This window comes from Aeromonas sp. HMWF016 (assembly GCF_963878195.1).
GTDB lineage: Bacteria > Pseudomonadota > Gammaproteobacteria > Enterobacterales > Aeromonadaceae > Aeromonas > Aeromonas lacus.
Genome location: NZ_CAWNWX010000102.1, coordinates 49,055 through 65,781 on the forward strand (window position 1 = coordinate 49,055; position 16,727 = coordinate 65,781).

18 protein-coding genes are annotated in these 16,727 nt (G+C 59.0%); 14 read left to right on the forward strand and 4 right to left on the reverse strand.

Annotated features, from left to right (window positions below):
• The first annotated feature begins 59 nt into the window (after positions 1–59).
• The 7 genes from pckA (at position 60) to AACS24_RS17080 (ending at position 6,424) form a co-directional block, all read left to right on the forward strand.
• Positions 60–1,685 (forward strand): phosphoenolpyruvate carboxykinase (ATP), encoded by a 1,626-nt coding sequence (gene pckA / locus AACS24_RS17050; protein WP_041209673.1) that lies wholly within the window; start codon positions 60–62, stop codon positions 1,683–1,685.
• Between the two features lie 192 nt (positions 1,686–1,877).
• Positions 1,878–2,543, forward strand: a complete 666-nt coding sequence (locus AACS24_RS17055; protein WP_033113736.1) for a GntR family transcriptional regulator — start codon at positions 1,878–1,880, stop codon at positions 2,541–2,543.
• Between the two features lie 33 nt (positions 2,544–2,576).
• Positions 2,577–4,379, forward strand: coding sequence for an aminopeptidase P family protein (locus AACS24_RS17060; protein WP_033113735.1), 1,803 nt, complete (start codon positions 2,577–2,579; stop codon positions 4,377–4,379).
• 88 nt (positions 4,380–4,467) lie between these two features.
• A complete protein-coding gene (locus tag AACS24_RS17065) occupies positions 4,468–4,872 on the forward strand; it encodes a nitrous oxide-stimulated promoter family protein (RefSeq protein ID WP_033113734.1) in 405 nt (134 codons plus the stop codon).
• 87 nt (positions 4,873–4,959) lie between these two features.
• The gene (locus AACS24_RS17070; RefSeq protein WP_108571435.1) at positions 4,960–5,346 is read left to right on the forward strand and encodes a DUF6559 family protein; all 387 of its coding nucleotides are present in this window, start codon (positions 4,960–4,962) and stop codon (positions 5,344–5,346) included.
• A 14-nt stretch (positions 5,347–5,360) separates the two neighbouring features.
• Positions 5,361–5,837 carry a GNAT family N-acetyltransferase gene (locus AACS24_RS17075; protein WP_108571436.1) on the forward strand — a complete coding sequence of 159 codons (477 nt, stop codon included), beginning with the start codon at positions 5,361–5,363 and terminating at the stop codon, positions 5,835–5,837.
• 119 nt (positions 5,838–5,956) lie between these two features.
• The gene (locus tag AACS24_RS17080; protein WP_042032208.1) at positions 5,957–6,424 is read left to right on the forward strand and encodes an outer membrane lipoprotein; all 468 of its coding nucleotides are present in this window, start codon (positions 5,957–5,959) and stop codon (positions 6,422–6,424) included.
• A gap of 83 nt (positions 6,425–6,507) precedes the next feature.
• Here AACS24_RS17080 and amt read toward each other — a convergent pair whose 3' ends face one another.
• Positions 6,508–7,935, reverse strand: coding sequence for an ammonium transporter (gene amt, locus AACS24_RS17085; protein ID WP_108571437.1), 1,428 nt, complete (start codon positions 7,933–7,935; stop codon positions 6,508–6,510).
• A 441-nt stretch (positions 7,936–8,376) separates the two neighbouring features.
• Between amt and AACS24_RS17090 the strand changes: the two genes are divergently transcribed.
• Positions 8,377–9,300 carry a GGDEF domain-containing protein gene (locus AACS24_RS17090; RefSeq protein ID WP_108571438.1) on the forward strand — a complete coding sequence of 308 codons (924 nt, stop codon included), beginning with the start codon at positions 8,377–8,379 and terminating at the stop codon, positions 9,298–9,300.
• A 101-nt stretch (positions 9,301–9,401) separates the two neighbouring features.
• Here AACS24_RS17090 and AACS24_RS17095 read toward each other — a convergent pair whose 3' ends face one another.
• Positions 9,402–10,028 carry an outer membrane beta-barrel protein gene (locus AACS24_RS17095; RefSeq protein WP_108571439.1) on the reverse strand — a complete coding sequence of 209 codons (627 nt, stop codon included), beginning with the start codon at positions 10,026–10,028 and terminating at the stop codon, positions 9,402–9,404.
• Between the two features lie 204 nt (positions 10,029–10,232).
• Here AACS24_RS17095 and AACS24_RS17100 point away from each other — a divergent pair, with 204 nt between their 5' ends.
• Positions 10,233–10,871 carry an exopolysaccharide biosynthesis protein gene (locus tag AACS24_RS17100; RefSeq protein WP_033113727.1) on the forward strand — a complete coding sequence of 213 codons (639 nt, stop codon included), beginning with the start codon at positions 10,233–10,235 and terminating at the stop codon, positions 10,869–10,871.
• A 63-nt stretch (positions 10,872–10,934) separates the two neighbouring features.
• On the opposite strand, the gene AACS24_RS17105 is transcribed toward AACS24_RS17100, so the two are convergent.
• Entirely contained in the window at positions 10,935–12,209 is a 1,275-nt protein-coding gene (locus AACS24_RS17105) for an amino acid permease (protein ID WP_033113726.1), read from the reverse strand.
• Positions 12,210–12,638: 429 nt separating this feature from the next.
• Positions 12,639–13,538 (reverse strand): GGDEF domain-containing protein, encoded by a 900-nt coding sequence (locus AACS24_RS17110; RefSeq protein WP_108571440.1) that lies wholly within the window; start codon positions 13,536–13,538, stop codon positions 12,639–12,641.
• A gap of 311 nt (positions 13,539–13,849) precedes the next feature.
• Between AACS24_RS17110 and AACS24_RS17115 the strand changes: the two genes are divergently transcribed.
• The 5 genes from AACS24_RS17115 to AACS24_RS17135 form a co-directional block, all read left to right on the forward strand.
• On the forward strand, positions 13,850–14,167 hold the full coding sequence (locus AACS24_RS17115) for a DUF6968 family protein (protein ID WP_108571441.1): 318 nt from the start codon (positions 13,850–13,852) through the stop codon (positions 14,165–14,167).
• 23 nt (positions 14,168–14,190) lie between these two features.
• Complete coding sequence (locus tag AACS24_RS17120; RefSeq protein ID WP_108571442.1) at positions 14,191–14,826, forward strand: Vat family streptogramin A O-acetyltransferase; 636 nt, start codon at positions 14,191–14,193, stop codon at positions 14,824–14,826.
• A gap of 28 nt (positions 14,827–14,854) precedes the next feature.
• Positions 14,855–15,268: a GNAT family N-acetyltransferase gene (locus tag AACS24_RS17125; RefSeq protein WP_108571443.1), complete on the forward strand. Its 414-nt coding sequence runs from the start codon at positions 14,855–14,857 to the stop codon at positions 15,266–15,268.
• Between the two features lie 4 nt (positions 15,269–15,272).
• On the forward strand, positions 15,273–15,776 hold the full coding sequence (locus AACS24_RS17130) for a hypothetical protein (protein ID WP_108571444.1): 504 nt from the start codon (positions 15,273–15,275) through the stop codon (positions 15,774–15,776).
• Positions 15,777–15,911: 135 nt separating this feature from the next.
• On the forward strand, positions 15,912–16,727 hold an 816-nt coding region (locus AACS24_RS17135), incomplete at its 3' end, for an SEC-C metal-binding domain-containing protein (RefSeq protein WP_108571450.1).

Consider the following 16,727-nt stretch of genomic DNA (forward strand, 5'->3'; position numbering starts at 1 on the left):
TAAGTGATAGGATGAACGTCAGATAGAACCCTACAAACCTCTGAACCCAGGAGAATACAATGACAATCGTGGCAGAACCCACCCTGGCCCAACAATTAGGACTGGACCAGTACGGCATCAAAAACAGCCAGGAAATCGTTCGCAACCCCTCGTACGAGCAGCTTTTCGCGGAAGAGACTCGCCCTGACCTGGAAGGGTTCGAGCGCGGCGTCGTCACCGAACTGGGCGCCGTCAACGTCAACACCGGTATCTTCACCGGCCGCTCTCCGAAAGATAAATATATCGTCAAAGATGCCACTACCCAGGATACTGTGTGGTGGTCTGACCAGGGTAAAAACGATAACAAAGCGATTACCCCCGAAGTGTGGTCACATCTGAAAGGGCTGGTCACCAAACAGCTCTCCGGCAAGCGCCTGTTTGTGGTCGACGGCTTCTGCGGTGCCAACCCGGACACCCGCCTGGCCGTACGCATCATCACCGAGGTGGCCTGGCAGGCACACTTCGTGAAAAACATGTTCATCCGCCCGAGCGATGAAGAGCTGAAAACCTTCAAGCCTGACTTCGTGGTGATGAACGGTGCCAAGTGCACCAACCCGAACTGGAAGGAGCAGGGTCTCAACTCCGAGAACTTCGTTGCCTTCAACATGACCGAGAAGATGCAGCTCATCGGTGGCACCTGGTACGGTGGCGAGATGAAGAAGGGCATGTTCTCCATGATGAACTACTTCCTGCCCCTGCGCGGCATTGCCTCCATGCACTGCTCCGCCAACGTGGGTCAGGACGGCGACGTAGCCATCTTCTTTGGCCTCTCCGGCACCGGCAAGACCACCCTCTCCACCGATCCCAAGCGTCAGCTGATCGGCGATGACGAGCACGGCTGGGATGACCACGGCGTGTTCAACTTCGAAGGGGGCTGCTACGCCAAGACCATCAAGCTCTCCGAAGAGGCCGAGCCGGATATCTACCACGCCATCCGCCGCGATGCGCTGCTGGAGAACGTGACCGTTGCTGCCGATGGCACCATCGACTTCGATGATGGTTCCCGTACCGAGAACACCCGCGTCTCCTACCCGATCTATCACATCGAGAACATCGTCAAGCCGGTCTCCAAGGCAGGTCACGCCACCAAGGTGATCTTCCTGACTGCCGACGCCTTCGGCGTGCTGCCCCCGGTCTCCAAGCTGACCAAGGAGCAGACCAAGTACCACTTCCTCTCTGGCTTCACCGCCAAACTGGCTGGTACTGAGCGCGGCATCACCGAGCCGACCCCGACCTTCTCCTCCTGCTTCGGCGCAGCCTTCCTCTCCCTGCACCCGACCAAGTACGGTCAGGAGCTGGTGAAACGGATGGAAGCGGCAGGTGCAGAGGCCTATCTGGTCAACACCGGCTGGAACGGTACCGGCAAGCGCATCTCCATCAAGGATACCCGCGCCATCATCGACGCCATCCTGGATGGCTCCATCGAGAAGGCCGAGACCAAGGTGCTGCCGATCTTCAATCTGGAAGTGCCGACTGCACTGCACGACGTGAACCCGGCCATCCTCGACCCGCGCGACACTTACGCCAACAAGGCCGAGTGGGACGCCAAAGCGCAGGATCTGGCCCAGCGCTTCATCAAGAACTTCGAGCGCTTCACTGATAACGACGAGGGCAAACGTCTGGTAGCGGCAGGTCCGCAGCTGTAACAGACCCCTTCGCCTCAACGATGATGATGCCGGTCAGCCACGCTGACCGGCATTTTTGTTTTTATGGAGTTCCGAACGCCGCCAGCCATGCCGCGGCGAGCCCCTAAACCTTGCCATGCCGGGTGTGACGGGGTAGATTCAGCCAAACTTTATACAATATACAATTTTGTAACGCCCAATCGTGACCCGACCATGACCCCACCCTACAAGACCCGAACCCAGATGGTGATGGAAAACCTCCGCGGCCGGATCCTCCGTGGGGAGTTCCCCGCCGGCGCCCCTCTGCGTCAGGATGCCATCGCCAAGGAGCTGGCCGTGAGCCGCATTCCGGTGCGGGAAGCCCTGATGCAGCTGGAAGCACAGGGGCTGGTGAAATTCGAGGCCCACCGCGGCGCCGTCGTCACCATGCTGGACGCCGCAGCCATCGACGAGCTCTTTTATTTGCGAGCGCTGCTGGAAGCCGATACCCTGTTCCACGCCGTCGACAAGATGACGGAAGCCACCTTCGCCGAGGCGGAGGCCATCCTCGCCCAGTTTGATCACGCCCTGGAGTCAGGCACCCAGATCGAACACTGGGCCGAGTTGAACCACAGCTTTCACGCCACCCTCTATCAGGCAGCCGGTCGCCCCCAGGCACTTGAACTGATCGCCCAGATCAATCTGAGCTGTGACCGCTATGTCCGCTTCGAGCTGCTCTTTGCCACCGATGGCGTGGACAAGGCGGAGCGTGAACACGCCCAACTGCTGGAGCTGTGCCGCGCCCGGCGCAAGCACGAAGCAGTGGTGCTGCTCAGGCAGCATATCGAGGCAGCAGGCCAGTCGATCAAGCGGATCCTGGCTGGCGGCCACAAGAAATGAACACTCATAAAGCAACCATCTGGCACTAACGACATGAATAATTTCGAGATAATTGAAACCCGCGTCGCCCAAGTCAGGGCCGAGCTGGCCATGCAGGAGTTGGACGCCTTTATCGTCCCCCATGATGATGAGCACCTCGGCGAGTACATCCCCGCCTACGCCGAGCGGCTGGACTGGATCACCGGGTTCAATGGCTCCGCCGGCGTCGCCATCATCATGGCCCAGCGTGCCGCCCTCTTCGTCGATGGTCGCTACACGGTGCAAGCCCGCATGCAGGCGCCGTCCGAGCTGTTCGAATTTCTCCACCTGGTTGAAGATCCCCATGTGCAGTGGCTGGCCGAGCAGCTGCCCTCCGGCACCCGGGTCGGTTTCGACGCCCGTCTGCACAGCCTGACCTGGTACAAGAACGCCAAGGCCGTGCTGGCCGAGCGCGGTATCGAGCTGGTGCGGGTCGAGCAGAACCCCATCGACCTGAACTGGAGCGATCGTCCCGAGCCGACCAAGACGCCGGTCATCCTCTACAGCGAAGAGCTGGCGGGCCAGTCGAGCCAGGCCAAGCGCGAACAGCTGGCCGCCGATCTGCGCAAGCGCGGCCTCGATGCCGTGCTGCTGACCCAGGCCGAGCCGATCAACTGGCTGCTCAACCTGCGTGGTCGCGATATCGAGCGGCTGCCGGTAGTGCTCGGTTTTGCCGTGCTCTACGCCAACACCACCATGGATTTCTTCGTCGATACCGACAAGATCGACTGCTTCGCCTTCAGCCAGCACGTGGGGCAGGATGTCTCCGTCTACCCCATCGACAAGCTGGGCGACGTGCTGCAGCGCATCGGTGAAGACCAGCAGAAGGTGCTGGCCGATCCGGACAGCGCCAACGCCTGGACCCAGCTCATCATGGAAGAGGCGGGCGCCATTCTGGTGGCTGGCCAAGACCCCACCATGTTGCCGAAGGCGTGCAAGAACGAGATCGAGCTGACCGGCATGCGCGCCGCTCATCTGCGCGATGGCGTGGCCATGACCCGCTTCCTCGCCTGGCTGGATCGGCTTATTGCCTCCGGCGAATTTGAAGGGGTGGATGAAGGCACTCTGGCCGATCAGGTGGAAGCGTTCCGCCGCGAGCAGGAGCACTACGTCGAGCCAAGCTTCGACACCATCTCGGCGCTTGGCCCCAACGCCGCCATGTGCCACTACCACCACACCAACGGCACCCCGCGTGCCTTTGGTCAGGACAGCCTCTATCTGCTCGATTCCGGTGGCCAATACATGGATGGCACCACCGACATCACCCGCACCATCAAGGTGGGTGAGGTGACCGACGAGCAGAAAGCGATGTTTACCCGGGTTCTGCAGGGTCATATCGCGCTGGATCAGGCCCGCTTCCCGCGCGGCACCGCCGGTATCCAGCTCGACGTGCTGGCCCGCATGCCGCTGTGGCAAGCCGGTTACAACTACGACCATGGCACCGGTCACGGCGTCGGCCACTTCCTGAGCGTCCACGAAGGGCCCCAGCGCATCGCCCCGAAAGGGAACATGGTGGCGCTGCAACCGGGCATGGTGCTCTCCAACGAGCCGGGCTACTACCGCGAAGATGGTTTTGGCATCCGCTGCGAAAACCTGGTGGTGGTGAGCGAGCTGGAGCAGAGTGGCGAGCTGCCGATGCTGGGCTTCGAGCGTCTGACCTATGTACCGTTCGATACCCGCCTGATCGACCGCAGCCTGCTGAGCCCGGCCGAATTCCGCTGGATCAACGAATACCACGCCGAGGTGTTCCGCCGCCTGAGCCCGCTGCTCGAAGGCGAGGATCTCGCCTGGCTGGAGCAGGCAACCAGCCTCATCTGATAACTCAGGGCCTGCGGGCCCTGTTTTTTTGTCCCCCCTTTTGACCTGTATCAACACCCTGCCCGGGCTGGTCAGGAAAATGGCGACCATGAAAATTCATCAAGCCAACCCAGCAAGGGGCGCGCACGCCAGCACCGGCAAAGCGGCGACCGTTCACCCCAGACTGGTGCGCGAGCAGCGGACGGTCAGTGCCATGATCCGCCTTTACTGCCAGCACCACCATCAGGATCCCCACTGCCGTCACTGTCGCAAGCTGCGGGATTTCGCCCACCAGCGGCTCGCCCGCTGCCGTTACGGCCACGGTCACAAACCCACCTGCGCCAACTGCAACATCCACTGCTACGCACCGGCAATGCGCAAACAGATCCAGCAGGTGATGCGCTGGAGCGGCCCCCGCATGCTGCTGCGCCACCCCTGGCTGGCCATCCGCCATCTGCTCGATGGCTGGCGCAAGGCACCCAGACTGCCTCACAGCCGCCCGCTTCCCCCCTGATCGCTCATGCAGGATTCAGAACTCAACCGCTAAGATCTTGCTGTCTGGCGCAGACCCCTTGTCTGCCTTGAACAGTGGAGAAACAAGATGAGCTGGTTTACCCGTTTTCGTGAGCGTCGGGCCCTGCGCCGTTATCTGGCGATGTCGGCGGTCCTGGCCAAAGAGTATGGAGCCTGCGAGCAATACAGCGCAGGACAGTTGCTGACCCAGGCCAGGATCCATAAACTGCCGGCCCGCTGGCTTGGTTACTACTTCGCGCTCTATCGCCACGAAAGCGCGCCTGAACTGGTCAGCGGCTGGCAACTCGACGATGCGCGGCTGCTCGCCCTGCGCCAGTCGCTCGCCGAGAGCCTGTTTCACCACGACATTGCCTATACCGCTCTGGATGTCCGCGAGCTGGCCCGCCCCGCCCAATGGCGCGGTGGCAGCGATCGCAAGGTACAGACCCAGGGCATCACCTTTCGCCAATATTGACCAGAGACGCCTTGATGCACCACAACCCGCCCCTGCTGCGCCCCGCGACCCATACCGACATGCACGCCATCTGGCAAATCGATGCCAAGGTCTTTGGCGAAGATATCTATCCCGCCTTCTTCTTCCGTCAGGCGATGGACTTGTGGCCCGATCTGCTGCTAGTAGCCGAATACGAGGGGCAGCTGGTGGGTTATGTGCTGGGTGGCTTTGGTCAGGAGCGGGACAAAGGGTGGGTACTCTCGCTGGCGGTGCTGCCCGAGGCGCGTGGTTTCGGGCTGGCCGAGCGGATGATGCGTCAGATGGAGACCAATATGGAGGGGCTGCAGATCAGCGAACTGCGGCTCACGGTCGATCCCGCCAACCCGGCCCAGCGCCTCTACTACCGGCTCGGTTATCAACTGGTCGAAGAGGTGGCCGACTACTTCGGCCCCGGCGAGGATCGGCTGGTGCTGGTCAAAAAGCTCACTGATACAGCTGCGATTCAAGGATAAAAGCGGTTACAGAACGCATAATTGGTTACATTTTGCCGATTTCATGTCCCGCTTGCTTGGAGTAAAGTTCAATTCATCAAACTGATTGTTTGAATTCTATTCAGCCTTGGAGGCCTATCATGTTGAAACGAATGACCATTATTGCCCTGCTGGCCGCCACCACCATCACTGGTTGCGCCAATAGCGATGTCTACTCTGGCGATGTCTACACCAAAGACCGCGCCAAGCAGGTTCAGACCGTCAGCTACGGCACCATCATCTCTACCCGCCCGGTCAAGATCCAGGCCGATGAGAACTCCCTGATGGGTACCATCGGCGGCGCCGTTGTCGGCGGTCTGCTGGGTAGCACCGTCGGTGGTGGTACCGGTCGCGATATCGCAGCCGCAGGCGGCGCCATCGCCGGTGCCGCAGCCGGTAACGCCATCGGCAACAAGATGAATCAGGTCGACGGCGTCGAGCTGGAGATCAAGAAAGAGAACGGCGAAGCCATCGTGGTAGTGCAAAAAGCCAGCCCCACCTTCACCCCGGGTGCCCGTGTCCGCATGACCCAGGGTAACGGCAGCATCAACGTCGCCGTCGTGAACTAAGAGTTCGAACTAAACGCGCCACCGCGCTTGCACCATAAAAAAACCGCCGGAACCGGCGGTTTTTTGTTGTCTGACGTTCGGAATTACATGCTGTAGGCCTTCTCGCCGTGCGTGGTCACATCCAGCCCTTCCCGCTCGGCATCGCCGTTCACCCGCAGACCGACCACCAGGTCAACCAGCTTGAAGGAGATCGCCGCCACGGCACCGGACCAGAGGATGGTAACGCCAACCCCGATGGCCTGGATCTTCACCTGCGCCAGAATGGAGTAACCCTCGGCAACCTGATTGGTGACATAGTCCCACACCCCCGTGCCGCCCAGATCCGGGCTGGCAAAGACGCCGGTCAGCAGGGCACCGAGAATGCCGCACACCCCGTGTACGCCAAACACGTCCAGACTGTCGTCGGCCCCCAGCAGGCGCTTGAGACCGTGGACGCCCCACAGACCCGCCACGCCACTGATAAGGCCCATCACCAGACCACCACCGACGCCGACCAGACCGGCCGCCGGAGTGATCACCACCAGACCGGAGACGGCACCGGAAGCGGCACCCAGCAGGGAGGGGCGTCCCTTCATCACCCACTCGGCCAGCGTCCATGACAGGGCTGCCGCAGCCGGAGCGACCCAGGTGTTGATAAAGGCCAGCGCCGCAACACCGTTGGCTTCCAGCGCGGAGCCGGCGTTGAAACCGAACCAGCCGAACCAGAGCAGAGAGGCGCCGATCATGGTCATGGTCAGACTGTGGGGGGTCATGGGATCACGACCGTAGCCCAGACGTTTGCCCACCAGATAGGCACCCACCAGACCCGCCACGGCGGCGTTGATATGCACTACGGTGCCGCCCGCGAAGTCCAGCGCACCATGCTGGAACAGATAACCGGCGGTGGCGGTTGCAGCGGCAGCCGCATCGGCGCTGGTGTAGGCATCCGGCCCCGCCCAGTACCACACCATATGGGCCAGCGGGATGTAGGCAAAGGTGAACCAGATGACCGAGAAGAGCAGCACGGCAGCAAACTTGATGCGCTCGGCAAAGGCACCGACGATCAGACCGCAGGTGATGGCGGCAAAGGCCCCCTGAAACACCACATAGATGAACTCGCTGATACCGACCCCCTTGCTGAAGGTGGCCGCGATGGAGTCAGGAGTGACCCCCTTGAGCAGCACCTTGCTGAAGGAGCCGAACACGCTGTTGCCCTCGGTAAAGGCGAGCGAGTAGCCGTAGATGACCCAGAGCACGCAGATGAGGCAGAACAGGGTAAAGACCTGCATCAGCACGCTCAGCATGTTTTTGGCACGCACCAACCCGCCGTAGAAGAGCGCCAGACCGGGGATCGACATCAGGATCACCAGTGCGGCCGAGAGCAGCATCCAGGTGTTGTCACCCTTGTTGATCGTTACGCTGGCAACCGGTGCCACCGCAGCCTGAACCTGAGAGACCTCATCGGCCCAACTTGGGGTCACCAGCAACGCCGTCAGTATCGGCAGACCCGCCATCATCCATTTTTTGACCATAGAGCACTCTCCTTCCCTGTCGTACCGGTATAAACCGGCTCCGTTTCCTTGATTGAACTTGTGGCCACTGCTCGCGAGCCTCGATTCGCCGGGCGCAGATGGCCAGAAATGACCGCCTGATGGTAAAAAGCATAAAGTGGGCCAAAAGTTAAAATCCATTTAAATCATGATATTAGATATAAACAAACTCCTTTTTGCACCAAAATGGCGCGAGCGTTGCGCTAAGCCACGGCCGGTCGCCCTGTGACAGGGCAAGCGGGCTCCCTCGCACCAGAAATGCACAAAATCAGGCGCTATCCCACATGCCGAAGTGATGATCATCGCGCCCGGCCTGCTCGCCGTTTACACTGGCTGAACGCCATGCCGCCACAAACGGCACGACAGATTCATGATGAGGGCCATTTTCGACACTCTGATGGCAGGCTCAATCCGAGGAACACCATGCAGTCCGATCGTCTCGACCTCAGCGTCACCCGCTATCGCCACTTTGACGCAGAACACCGCGCCCATAGCGCCCTGCTGGGGATACTGGTGCTGACCATCATCTCCACCCATCTCACCCTGCTGCCCCATTACCCCGCCGAACGGATCCATGCCAGCAGCCTGGGGTTCGAGCTGGTCAACTGGCTTACCATGATCTTTCTGTTCTGGGTGGTGCAGTGCGCCCATCTGCCAGCCAAAACCTATCGCCTGCTCTCCTGCGGCCTGATGCTGTGGATCCTGGGGGCAACCGCCGACATCATGGATGAACTGGTCGCGCAGCCACTCTGGATCGCCATCTATGCCGAGGATCTGCTGCGATCCAGCGGTATCCTGCTGAGCAGCATCGGTATCCTGAGCACCATGCATTACCTCTTTCATATCAATAGCCAGCTCAGACAACAGGCGCTGTTTGACGATCTGACCCGACTGCCCAACCGGCGCTGCTTTCATCAGCAGCTGTTTTTGGAACAGGGGGACTATCAGGTGCTGCTCCTGCTGGACCTTGATCACTTCAAATGGATCAACGACAACTTCGGCCACGACATGGGGGACAAGGTGTTGCAGCAGTTTGGCACCTTGCTGCAACAGCACTGCCCAGCCGGAGGGCTGGCAGCCCGCGTCGGCGGTGAGGAGTTCGCGATCCTGCTGCCCGACGCCAACCAGACGGAACTGGAGCTGCTGGCAGAGGCGCTGTTGGCAGCAACCCGCACCATAACCCCCGATCCGGCCCATCCTCTGACAGTCAGCATCGGGTTTGGCATCCGCGGGCCGCAGGAGCCGGCGGTCTCGCTGTTCAAGCGGGTGGATCAGGCGCTCTACAGTGCCAAGGAGACAGGCAGAGACCGCTATGTGTCGGCTATCCCTGCCAATAACGGGGAGTAAAGCCCGGCCAGAGAACGACCGGGTGATGGATGGCCTAGCCATAACATCGCTGATGGAAAAGGGGCCCCATGGCCCCTTTTCCCTCCGTGAAATTCCACCGCCTAAAAGCGGAAGGTGAGCCCGATATTGGCCTGCCACTGGGTCACCAGATCCCCCTTCACCTTGAACAGACACTGATCCGGGTTGCAGAGAAACTCGCTGCTGTCGTTGGCAAGCGACCCGTAACCCCGCACCTCGGCCCGCAGGGCAAGATGCTCGGATAGGCGGGGCTGAACCCCGAGCGCCAGCGACATGGAGGGCATCACCTCGCTGTCGTAGGCGGCAAAGCGCGTTACCCCGATACCGGCACCGATATAGGGCGCCATCAGGTTGTCGGCGAGGGTCAGTGCACCGGCAAAGTGCAGGGTATCCACCGTCAGGCGATCCGGCTGATCGGGGGAGAGGGTGGTGGACTGGTGGCTGTAGAGCAGCTCGATCATGCCGGGATCATCCACCTCCTTGCTGATGAACAGCCCCCAGCTGCCGGAGGCCTGCCCCTTCAGCTCGTCAAGGCTGGTCGACACCGGCGCGGGCTGCGGATCCTCGCTGCGCTTGAAATCGATGGCGGAGTTGTAGCCGTAAAATGGCGTCACCTGCCAGCTCAATCCGACCCCGGCCTCCCCCTCACCGCTCCACGCCTGCCCAAGGGGCAGCAGAGCCCCCATCATCACCATCCCCACTCGTCTCATCCTCACCTCCGGCCAATCCATTTTGCTCAAAAAGCATACCAGAGCCGCCCCATCGCCATCCTAAATGGCACCTGTACCGGCTCATTTTCCGCGGCGTTAAAAGCACCTGCGCCATTCATCGGCCATTAACCCCGGCCACGTATGCTGACGCCCAATCCGGGTCATGGTGGCCCGGCACAAGCCGACAGCAGAAGGATGCCGGAGATGGCGACAGCCCCCCTCAACGACCCGCAACACACCCTCGCCAATACCCTGCGGGCCACCGCCCACGCCATCGAGGAGAGCCATATCAGCCTGCGCCAGATGCTCGCGCTGGTGGGCGAGCAGGGGATGCTGATCTTCTGCGTACTGCTCACAGTCCCTTTTCTGCTGCCGGTCTCCATCCCTGGCGTCAGCACCCCGTTTGGCCTGCTGATCCTCTTTATCGGCATTGGCATCACCTTAAACCGGGTACCCTGGCTGCCCGCCATCCTGATGGAGCGCCGCTTTGCCGCCGACCAGCTCAAGCCGACCCTCACCAAGGGGGCCGATCTGCTGGCCCGCATCGACCGCTACATCCGCCCGCGCCTGCTCGCCCTGACCGCCAGCAGCACCATCAACCGCTGCAACGGTCTGCTGATCATGCTGGCCGCCCTGCTGCTGATGCTGCCCCTTGGTGCCATCCCCTTCACCAATGCCCTGCCCGCCTGGGCCATTCTGCTGCTGGCTACCGGCATGCTGCAGCGGGATGGTCTGTTTGTCGCCGGCGGCTACCTGCTGGTGAGCGCGACCCTGGTCTGGTTCAGCGTACTGGCGGCCGGCCTGCTGATGGCGGGCCAGAGCGCCACCAGTTTGCTCGGCTAAACCCGAGGCAAAGAAAAAGGGCGACCATCCGGTCGCCCTTTTTGACTTGTGCGGGATCCGCCGTTACAGCAGATCGTAGATAAGGGCCGAGATGGCCAGCAGCCCGATCACCAGCACGAAGAGGGTACTCGCCCCGCGATAACGCTTGAGGGCGGGCAGACGATAGATGGAACATGCCGGCAGCAGGAACAGGATCACCGCGATGAGCGGCCCGCTCACCTTCTCGATGATCTCCAGCACGTTGGGGTTCAAGTAGGTAATCACCCCGGTCACCACGAACAGAATGACTGACGAGACCCGCGCGATGGTCGCTTCACGCAGGGAAAGTCCCAGCCCCTGACAGGCGCCGCTCACCATGCTCACCGTCCCCTCGCTCACCCCCATGGAGGTGCCGAGGAAGGATTTGGACATGGCCAGAATGGCGATAAGCGGCCCCACATAGGCGATCAGCGGATTGGAGAACTTGTTCGCCAGCGCCGACAGCACGGAGATATTGTCGATGCGCGCCTGCGCCATCTCGGCCTGACTCAGGCTCATCACGCAGCTCACCACGAAGAACAGCACGCTGCCGCAAATCAGCAGGCTGCTGCACTTGATGATCCGCTTGGCGCGCAGGTCGGCACTCTCCTGACAGCGCTTTTTCTGCGCCGCGCTGAAGGAAGAAATAATGGGCGCATGGCTGAAAGAGAACACCATCACCGGCACGATCAGCCAGAGGGATTTCCAGAACGCCGGATCACGCCAGTCCAGCGCCTGACTCTCGCTGAAGTAGGAGAGGCTCCACTGGGGCAGCAGATAGATGGAGAGGCCGATCAGAAAGGCGACCATGGGCAGCGCCAGCACGCTGATGGCAGATACCACGATCTGCTTGCCCGCCAGCAGTACCAGATGCAGACCCAGCATCACCCCCAATACCAGCAGACCGCGCGGGATCTCGGCATCCCCCAGCTGGTGCACCACAAAGCTCTGGATCGCGTTGGTGATGGAGATGCTGTAGACCAGAATGATGGGGTAGAAGGCGGTCAGATAGACCAGCATCAGCAGCTTGCCCGCCCGCGCTCCGAAGTGCTCCTCCACCACGTGGGTGATATCCCCCTCCTTGTGGGAGCTGGAGAGCACAAAGCGGCTCAACGCTCGATGGGAATAATAAGAGAGCGGAAATGCGAGCAGTAAAATAAACAATAAAATAACCGGCGAATTACTGCCGACAGTAATTGGGAGAAATAGCGTACCGGCACCGACCGCAGTGGCATATAAGCCCATGGTCCATACCGAATCACTTTTCTCCCATTTCAATTTTGAAACCGGGTTACTCTTTTCAGCAATAGAAACACTCATTGCAATATATACCTTATTAATCTGTCATCATTATTTTTATTGGCCCGAATAACAGGCTGGCAATATCAGGCGGCATTTGGCCGCAGGTGCAGAAAAAGCAAATCCACCAGCGGCCAACAGGGCCACCGGAGTGAAATGGAGATGCCACGCTACCATCGTTGAAATCGCCATCCGGGTCAAGGTTAATAATTCATGACCGTTTGAATCGGATTGTTTCAAAACGGGGTGAGATGTATCGCATTCGTCACCAGCACTCCCATTTGTCCCCGTTTGATAACATACCGATAAACCCTTGTTCTGTTGCCCAACAACACAAATAAGAACAGCGATCGGGCAGCCAATATTACCACCATAGCTCGCGAGATATCAGTGAAATAATATGGCGAACTTTTCATCCAATTAATGTTTACATCAACAAGGGGTTGTTCATTAATTTTCGGGGGAGACAGGACAGTGCGCCACCCGATTGCGCCCCGTCCGCTTGGCCTGATAGAGCCACTCGTCGGCACGGGCCAGGGCCACATTGATATCCTCCCCCGGCGCAACCAGCGTGGAGCCCAGACTGACCGTCATGCCGACCGGTTCGGCGGGCAGCGCCTCGACCGCAGCGCGGATCCCCTCGGCCATCTGCAACAACCCGGCCTCATCAATCCGTGGCAGCAGGATCACGAACTCCTCGCCGCCGCTGCGCACAAACAGATCGTCTGCCCGCAGCCAGCCATCGACGCAGGTGGCAAAACGCTGCAGTGCCAGATCCCCCTGCCGATGGCCGAAGCGATCGTTGATCTGCTTGAAGTGATCGATGTCGAGCATAAGCAGGCCGCAGGGGGCCTCGTTGCCCCTCACCTGCTGGCAATGTTCGAAAAAGTAGCGGCGGTTATGGAGGCCGGTCAGCTGGTCGGTCTCGCTCTGGCGCTGCAGGCGCTGCTGCAACTCGAACTGGCGGGTGATATTGCGGGTCACCCAGGCGACCGCCCGCTTGCCGTCGTAAAGGGATGGCAGAGGAGCAATCTTGCCCTCAAAGCGCTGCATCCCTTGCGGCCCGACACCGGCATTAATACCACCCACCTCGCTGGCAGCCAGATCGTACTCGACCACCTGCACCTGGCCGCTATCCAGCGCCAGCGCGACCTGCGCCATGACCCAGAGAGCCATCGTCTCCGGCAGCACATCCCGCAGCTGCTTGCCTGCCAGCGGATTGCCGTCCTGATAGGATTGCTGCTCCACGCCCCCTATGTATTCCACGTAATAGCCATCTTCACTCAGGATAAAGACGGGATCGGGCAACTGGGCCATCACCTCGTAAAGCTGCGATACCGAAAGAGTCATGGATGCTCCTGTACTTCTTGTGTGTGGCTTGTGTGTGGCCAGCAGGGGCCGCCTATTGTGCCCCAAGCCGGTGCCCCACCAGCAATCAACATAAGAGATAGATTTGCAGCGGTAGCCAACAATCCTTTACAGCAAGTGTACCCCGCACGGTGAAACAGCCCGGCGCGACCAGCAAACCACCGAGATCCGCCCATATCCCATTGTTTCAAAAAGAGGCTTCGTTTAGGCTCCTGTGGCTCGCCCCCATTTTTATCCCTCCATGGAGACGCAGCCCAATGCCGCAGGAGGGGAATCGCACAAGGAGTTGCAGGATGAAGAATGCCATCGTCAAAGCCCGTTTCGAGGCGGTCAGTCTCGAAGGGGAACAGCTCACCCTCAAGATCGCCATCAAGGCCCCCGAGCCGGATCCACGCTCGGCTGGCGGTGACTGGCGCTGCAAGGTGAAGCTGGCGGGGCTGAGCGACAAGACCTTTATCTACGGCATCGACAGCCTGCAGGCCCTGAGCCTCGCCATCAAGTTTGTCGAGACCGAGCTGCGCGCCTTCTCCTATGCGGGCTGGCAGTTCTATCTGCCCGATTGCCCCGATCACCCCATCGATATGAGCGCCTGCTACTTCCCGGCGCTCTAGCCCGGCCACTCCAAGGAGACCAGATGCACGGACCCGATCCCGCCAATCCCCACCCCATGAACGGCTTTCCCCAGGTGTGCTTTATCAAGAACACCATCAAGGGGCCCAATATCGAGGTGGGTGACTACACCTATTACGACGACCCGGAGGATTCGGCGGGCTTCGAGCGCAACGTCCTCTACCACTTCCCCTTCATCGGCGACAAGCTCATCATCGGCAAGTTCTGCGCCATCGCCCGCGGGGTGAAGTTCATCATGAACGGCGCCAACCACCAGACCTCCGGCTTCTCCACCTACCCCTTCTTTATCTTCGGTAACGGCTGGGAGAGCGCCGCCCCCGCCCCGGGCAGCCTCCCCTACAAGGGCGATACCGTCATCGGCAACGATGTCTGGATTGGCTATGACGCCCTGATCATGCCGGGGGTAAAAGTCGGCAACGGCGCCATCATCGCCGCCCGCTCCGTGGTTACCGGTGACGTGCCCGCCTACGCCGTGGTCGGCGGCAACCCCGCCAAGGTGATCCGCTACCGCTTCGACGACGACACCATTGCCCGTCTCAACGCCATCGCCTGGTGGGACTGGCCGGTAGAGCAGATCAGCCGCAACCTGCCACTTATCAGCGGCGGCGAGATAGCCGCGCTGGAAGCGGCAGCCCCATAGAGACAACCACCATCAAGCAGGAAGCACTATGCAACTCACCCCACCCCAACCGCCTCAGGACGATGAGATCGAAGCGCTGCGCATTGGTCTCTCGGGCTTCAACACGGGTCACGCCGGCACCCATCTGCGCGAGCGGATCGCCAGCTTTATCAAGGATGAAGAGGGCAAGGTACACGGCGGCATCATCGCCGACATCAAGTGGGGCTGGCTGCACGTCGACTGGCTCTGGATCGACGAAAGCATCCGCCAGGGTGGCTGGGGCGGCCGCCTGCTCGGCGCCATGGAGCAGTACGCCCAGAGCAAGGGCATCACCAACTACCATCTGGAAACCACCAGTTTTCAGGCCCTCCCCTTCTACCAGAAGCAGGGCTACGAGGTCTTTGGCCAGCTGCCCGATATGCCGCCGGGGCATATCAGTTACTTTCTGAAAAAGCAGTCATAAGCCGATGAGCAGCCGCAACAGCCCTGCAATAGACAAGGCGCCGGGTAGCAGGAGCCTCTCCTTCTACAGGCGCCTTGCCTTGCTCTTTGCGCTGCTTGCAACCAGCTCCAGCGCCTTTGCCCTGTCACTACACGATCTGGATCCGGCATTTGAGCGGTGCGAAGCAATCAAGTCACAGCACAGCGCCATACTGCCCGCAAAAAGCGACCCCTTCTGGTCACTGGAGAGGGAACAACAGACGACAGTGCTGATCTATCTGCATGAGAAAAGCATGGAGCGCTGCACCGCAGCAGAGGTCGATGCGCTGGCGCTCAAGGCGTTCCATAAGGCGGTTGAGGGAGACCGCAGTTTTCTCGACACCTTAATCAAGGCGAGAACCACCACGCTCACTCAAGCCCAGCAAACCCAATTGCAGCAGATTGGTCAGACAGAGCTGGACAGGTTGGCTGGCATGAAGGAATTTGCTCTGCCTTTCTCGCTAACCAAGTACCTCAAGAATATTAAGTAATATATGGGGATAAATATATCCAACCATTGGTGATTTGCAGTATATCTCAATCTTTACATTAAATACTTCTGACAAATTTACATTGGCGATACACTACCATCATGAATAAAATCTTTATATTTGGAAATAAGAAGCATGGATAAAATAAATAGAAATGAGCCATGTTGGTGTGGTTCAGGTAAAAAATATAAAAAGTGCCACTACCTCCGTTCAAATGAAGAACCTCATTCCATAGGTCGTTTACTAGCTGAATTAAAAACAAAAAAAAGCCATAAACAATGCTTACATCCTGATGCAAGCCAAGAAACCTGCACAAGCAAAATAATTGATGCTCACTCAATTCAGAAAAATGGTCCACTAAAACATGTCGCTGACGAAACCAATCATGTTTATACATTCGGGATAGACACAACAGGAAAAGAATGTATATCGAAGATTGGGTTGCAAAAAGCATCAACCTTTAAAGGTTTCTGTAGCTTACACGACAAGTCTATGTTTAGTCCTATCGAGGATGAAATATATAAAGGCTCATCATTTCAATGTTTCTTGGCTGGATATCGTGCTTACGCACTTGAGTATTTTAAAAAAATAAGTGCAGTTAAGGGGCTCCCCTTCATGAGAGAAAATGTAGATAGAGGCATGTCTGTCGAACAACAACTTGAGGTCCAAATAACATTGAATAGCATGCTTCAAGGCTTTTCAAAAGGATTGGATGATTTTAAAGAAACTCTTGATATATATACAAACCACTACAAACTATGTAAATGGGATGAATTTAATAGTGCATCATTTTACTTTACTGGCGATTTAAGCCTGGCCGTTAGCGGAACATTCTCTCCTGACTTTTCACTGGCTGGAGAGAGGCTACAAATGTTAACACCCAATGTGCGATTCGTTGAAAATCTTTCAATAAATACTCTTACAACAAAAAACGGATATGCCATTGTTTTT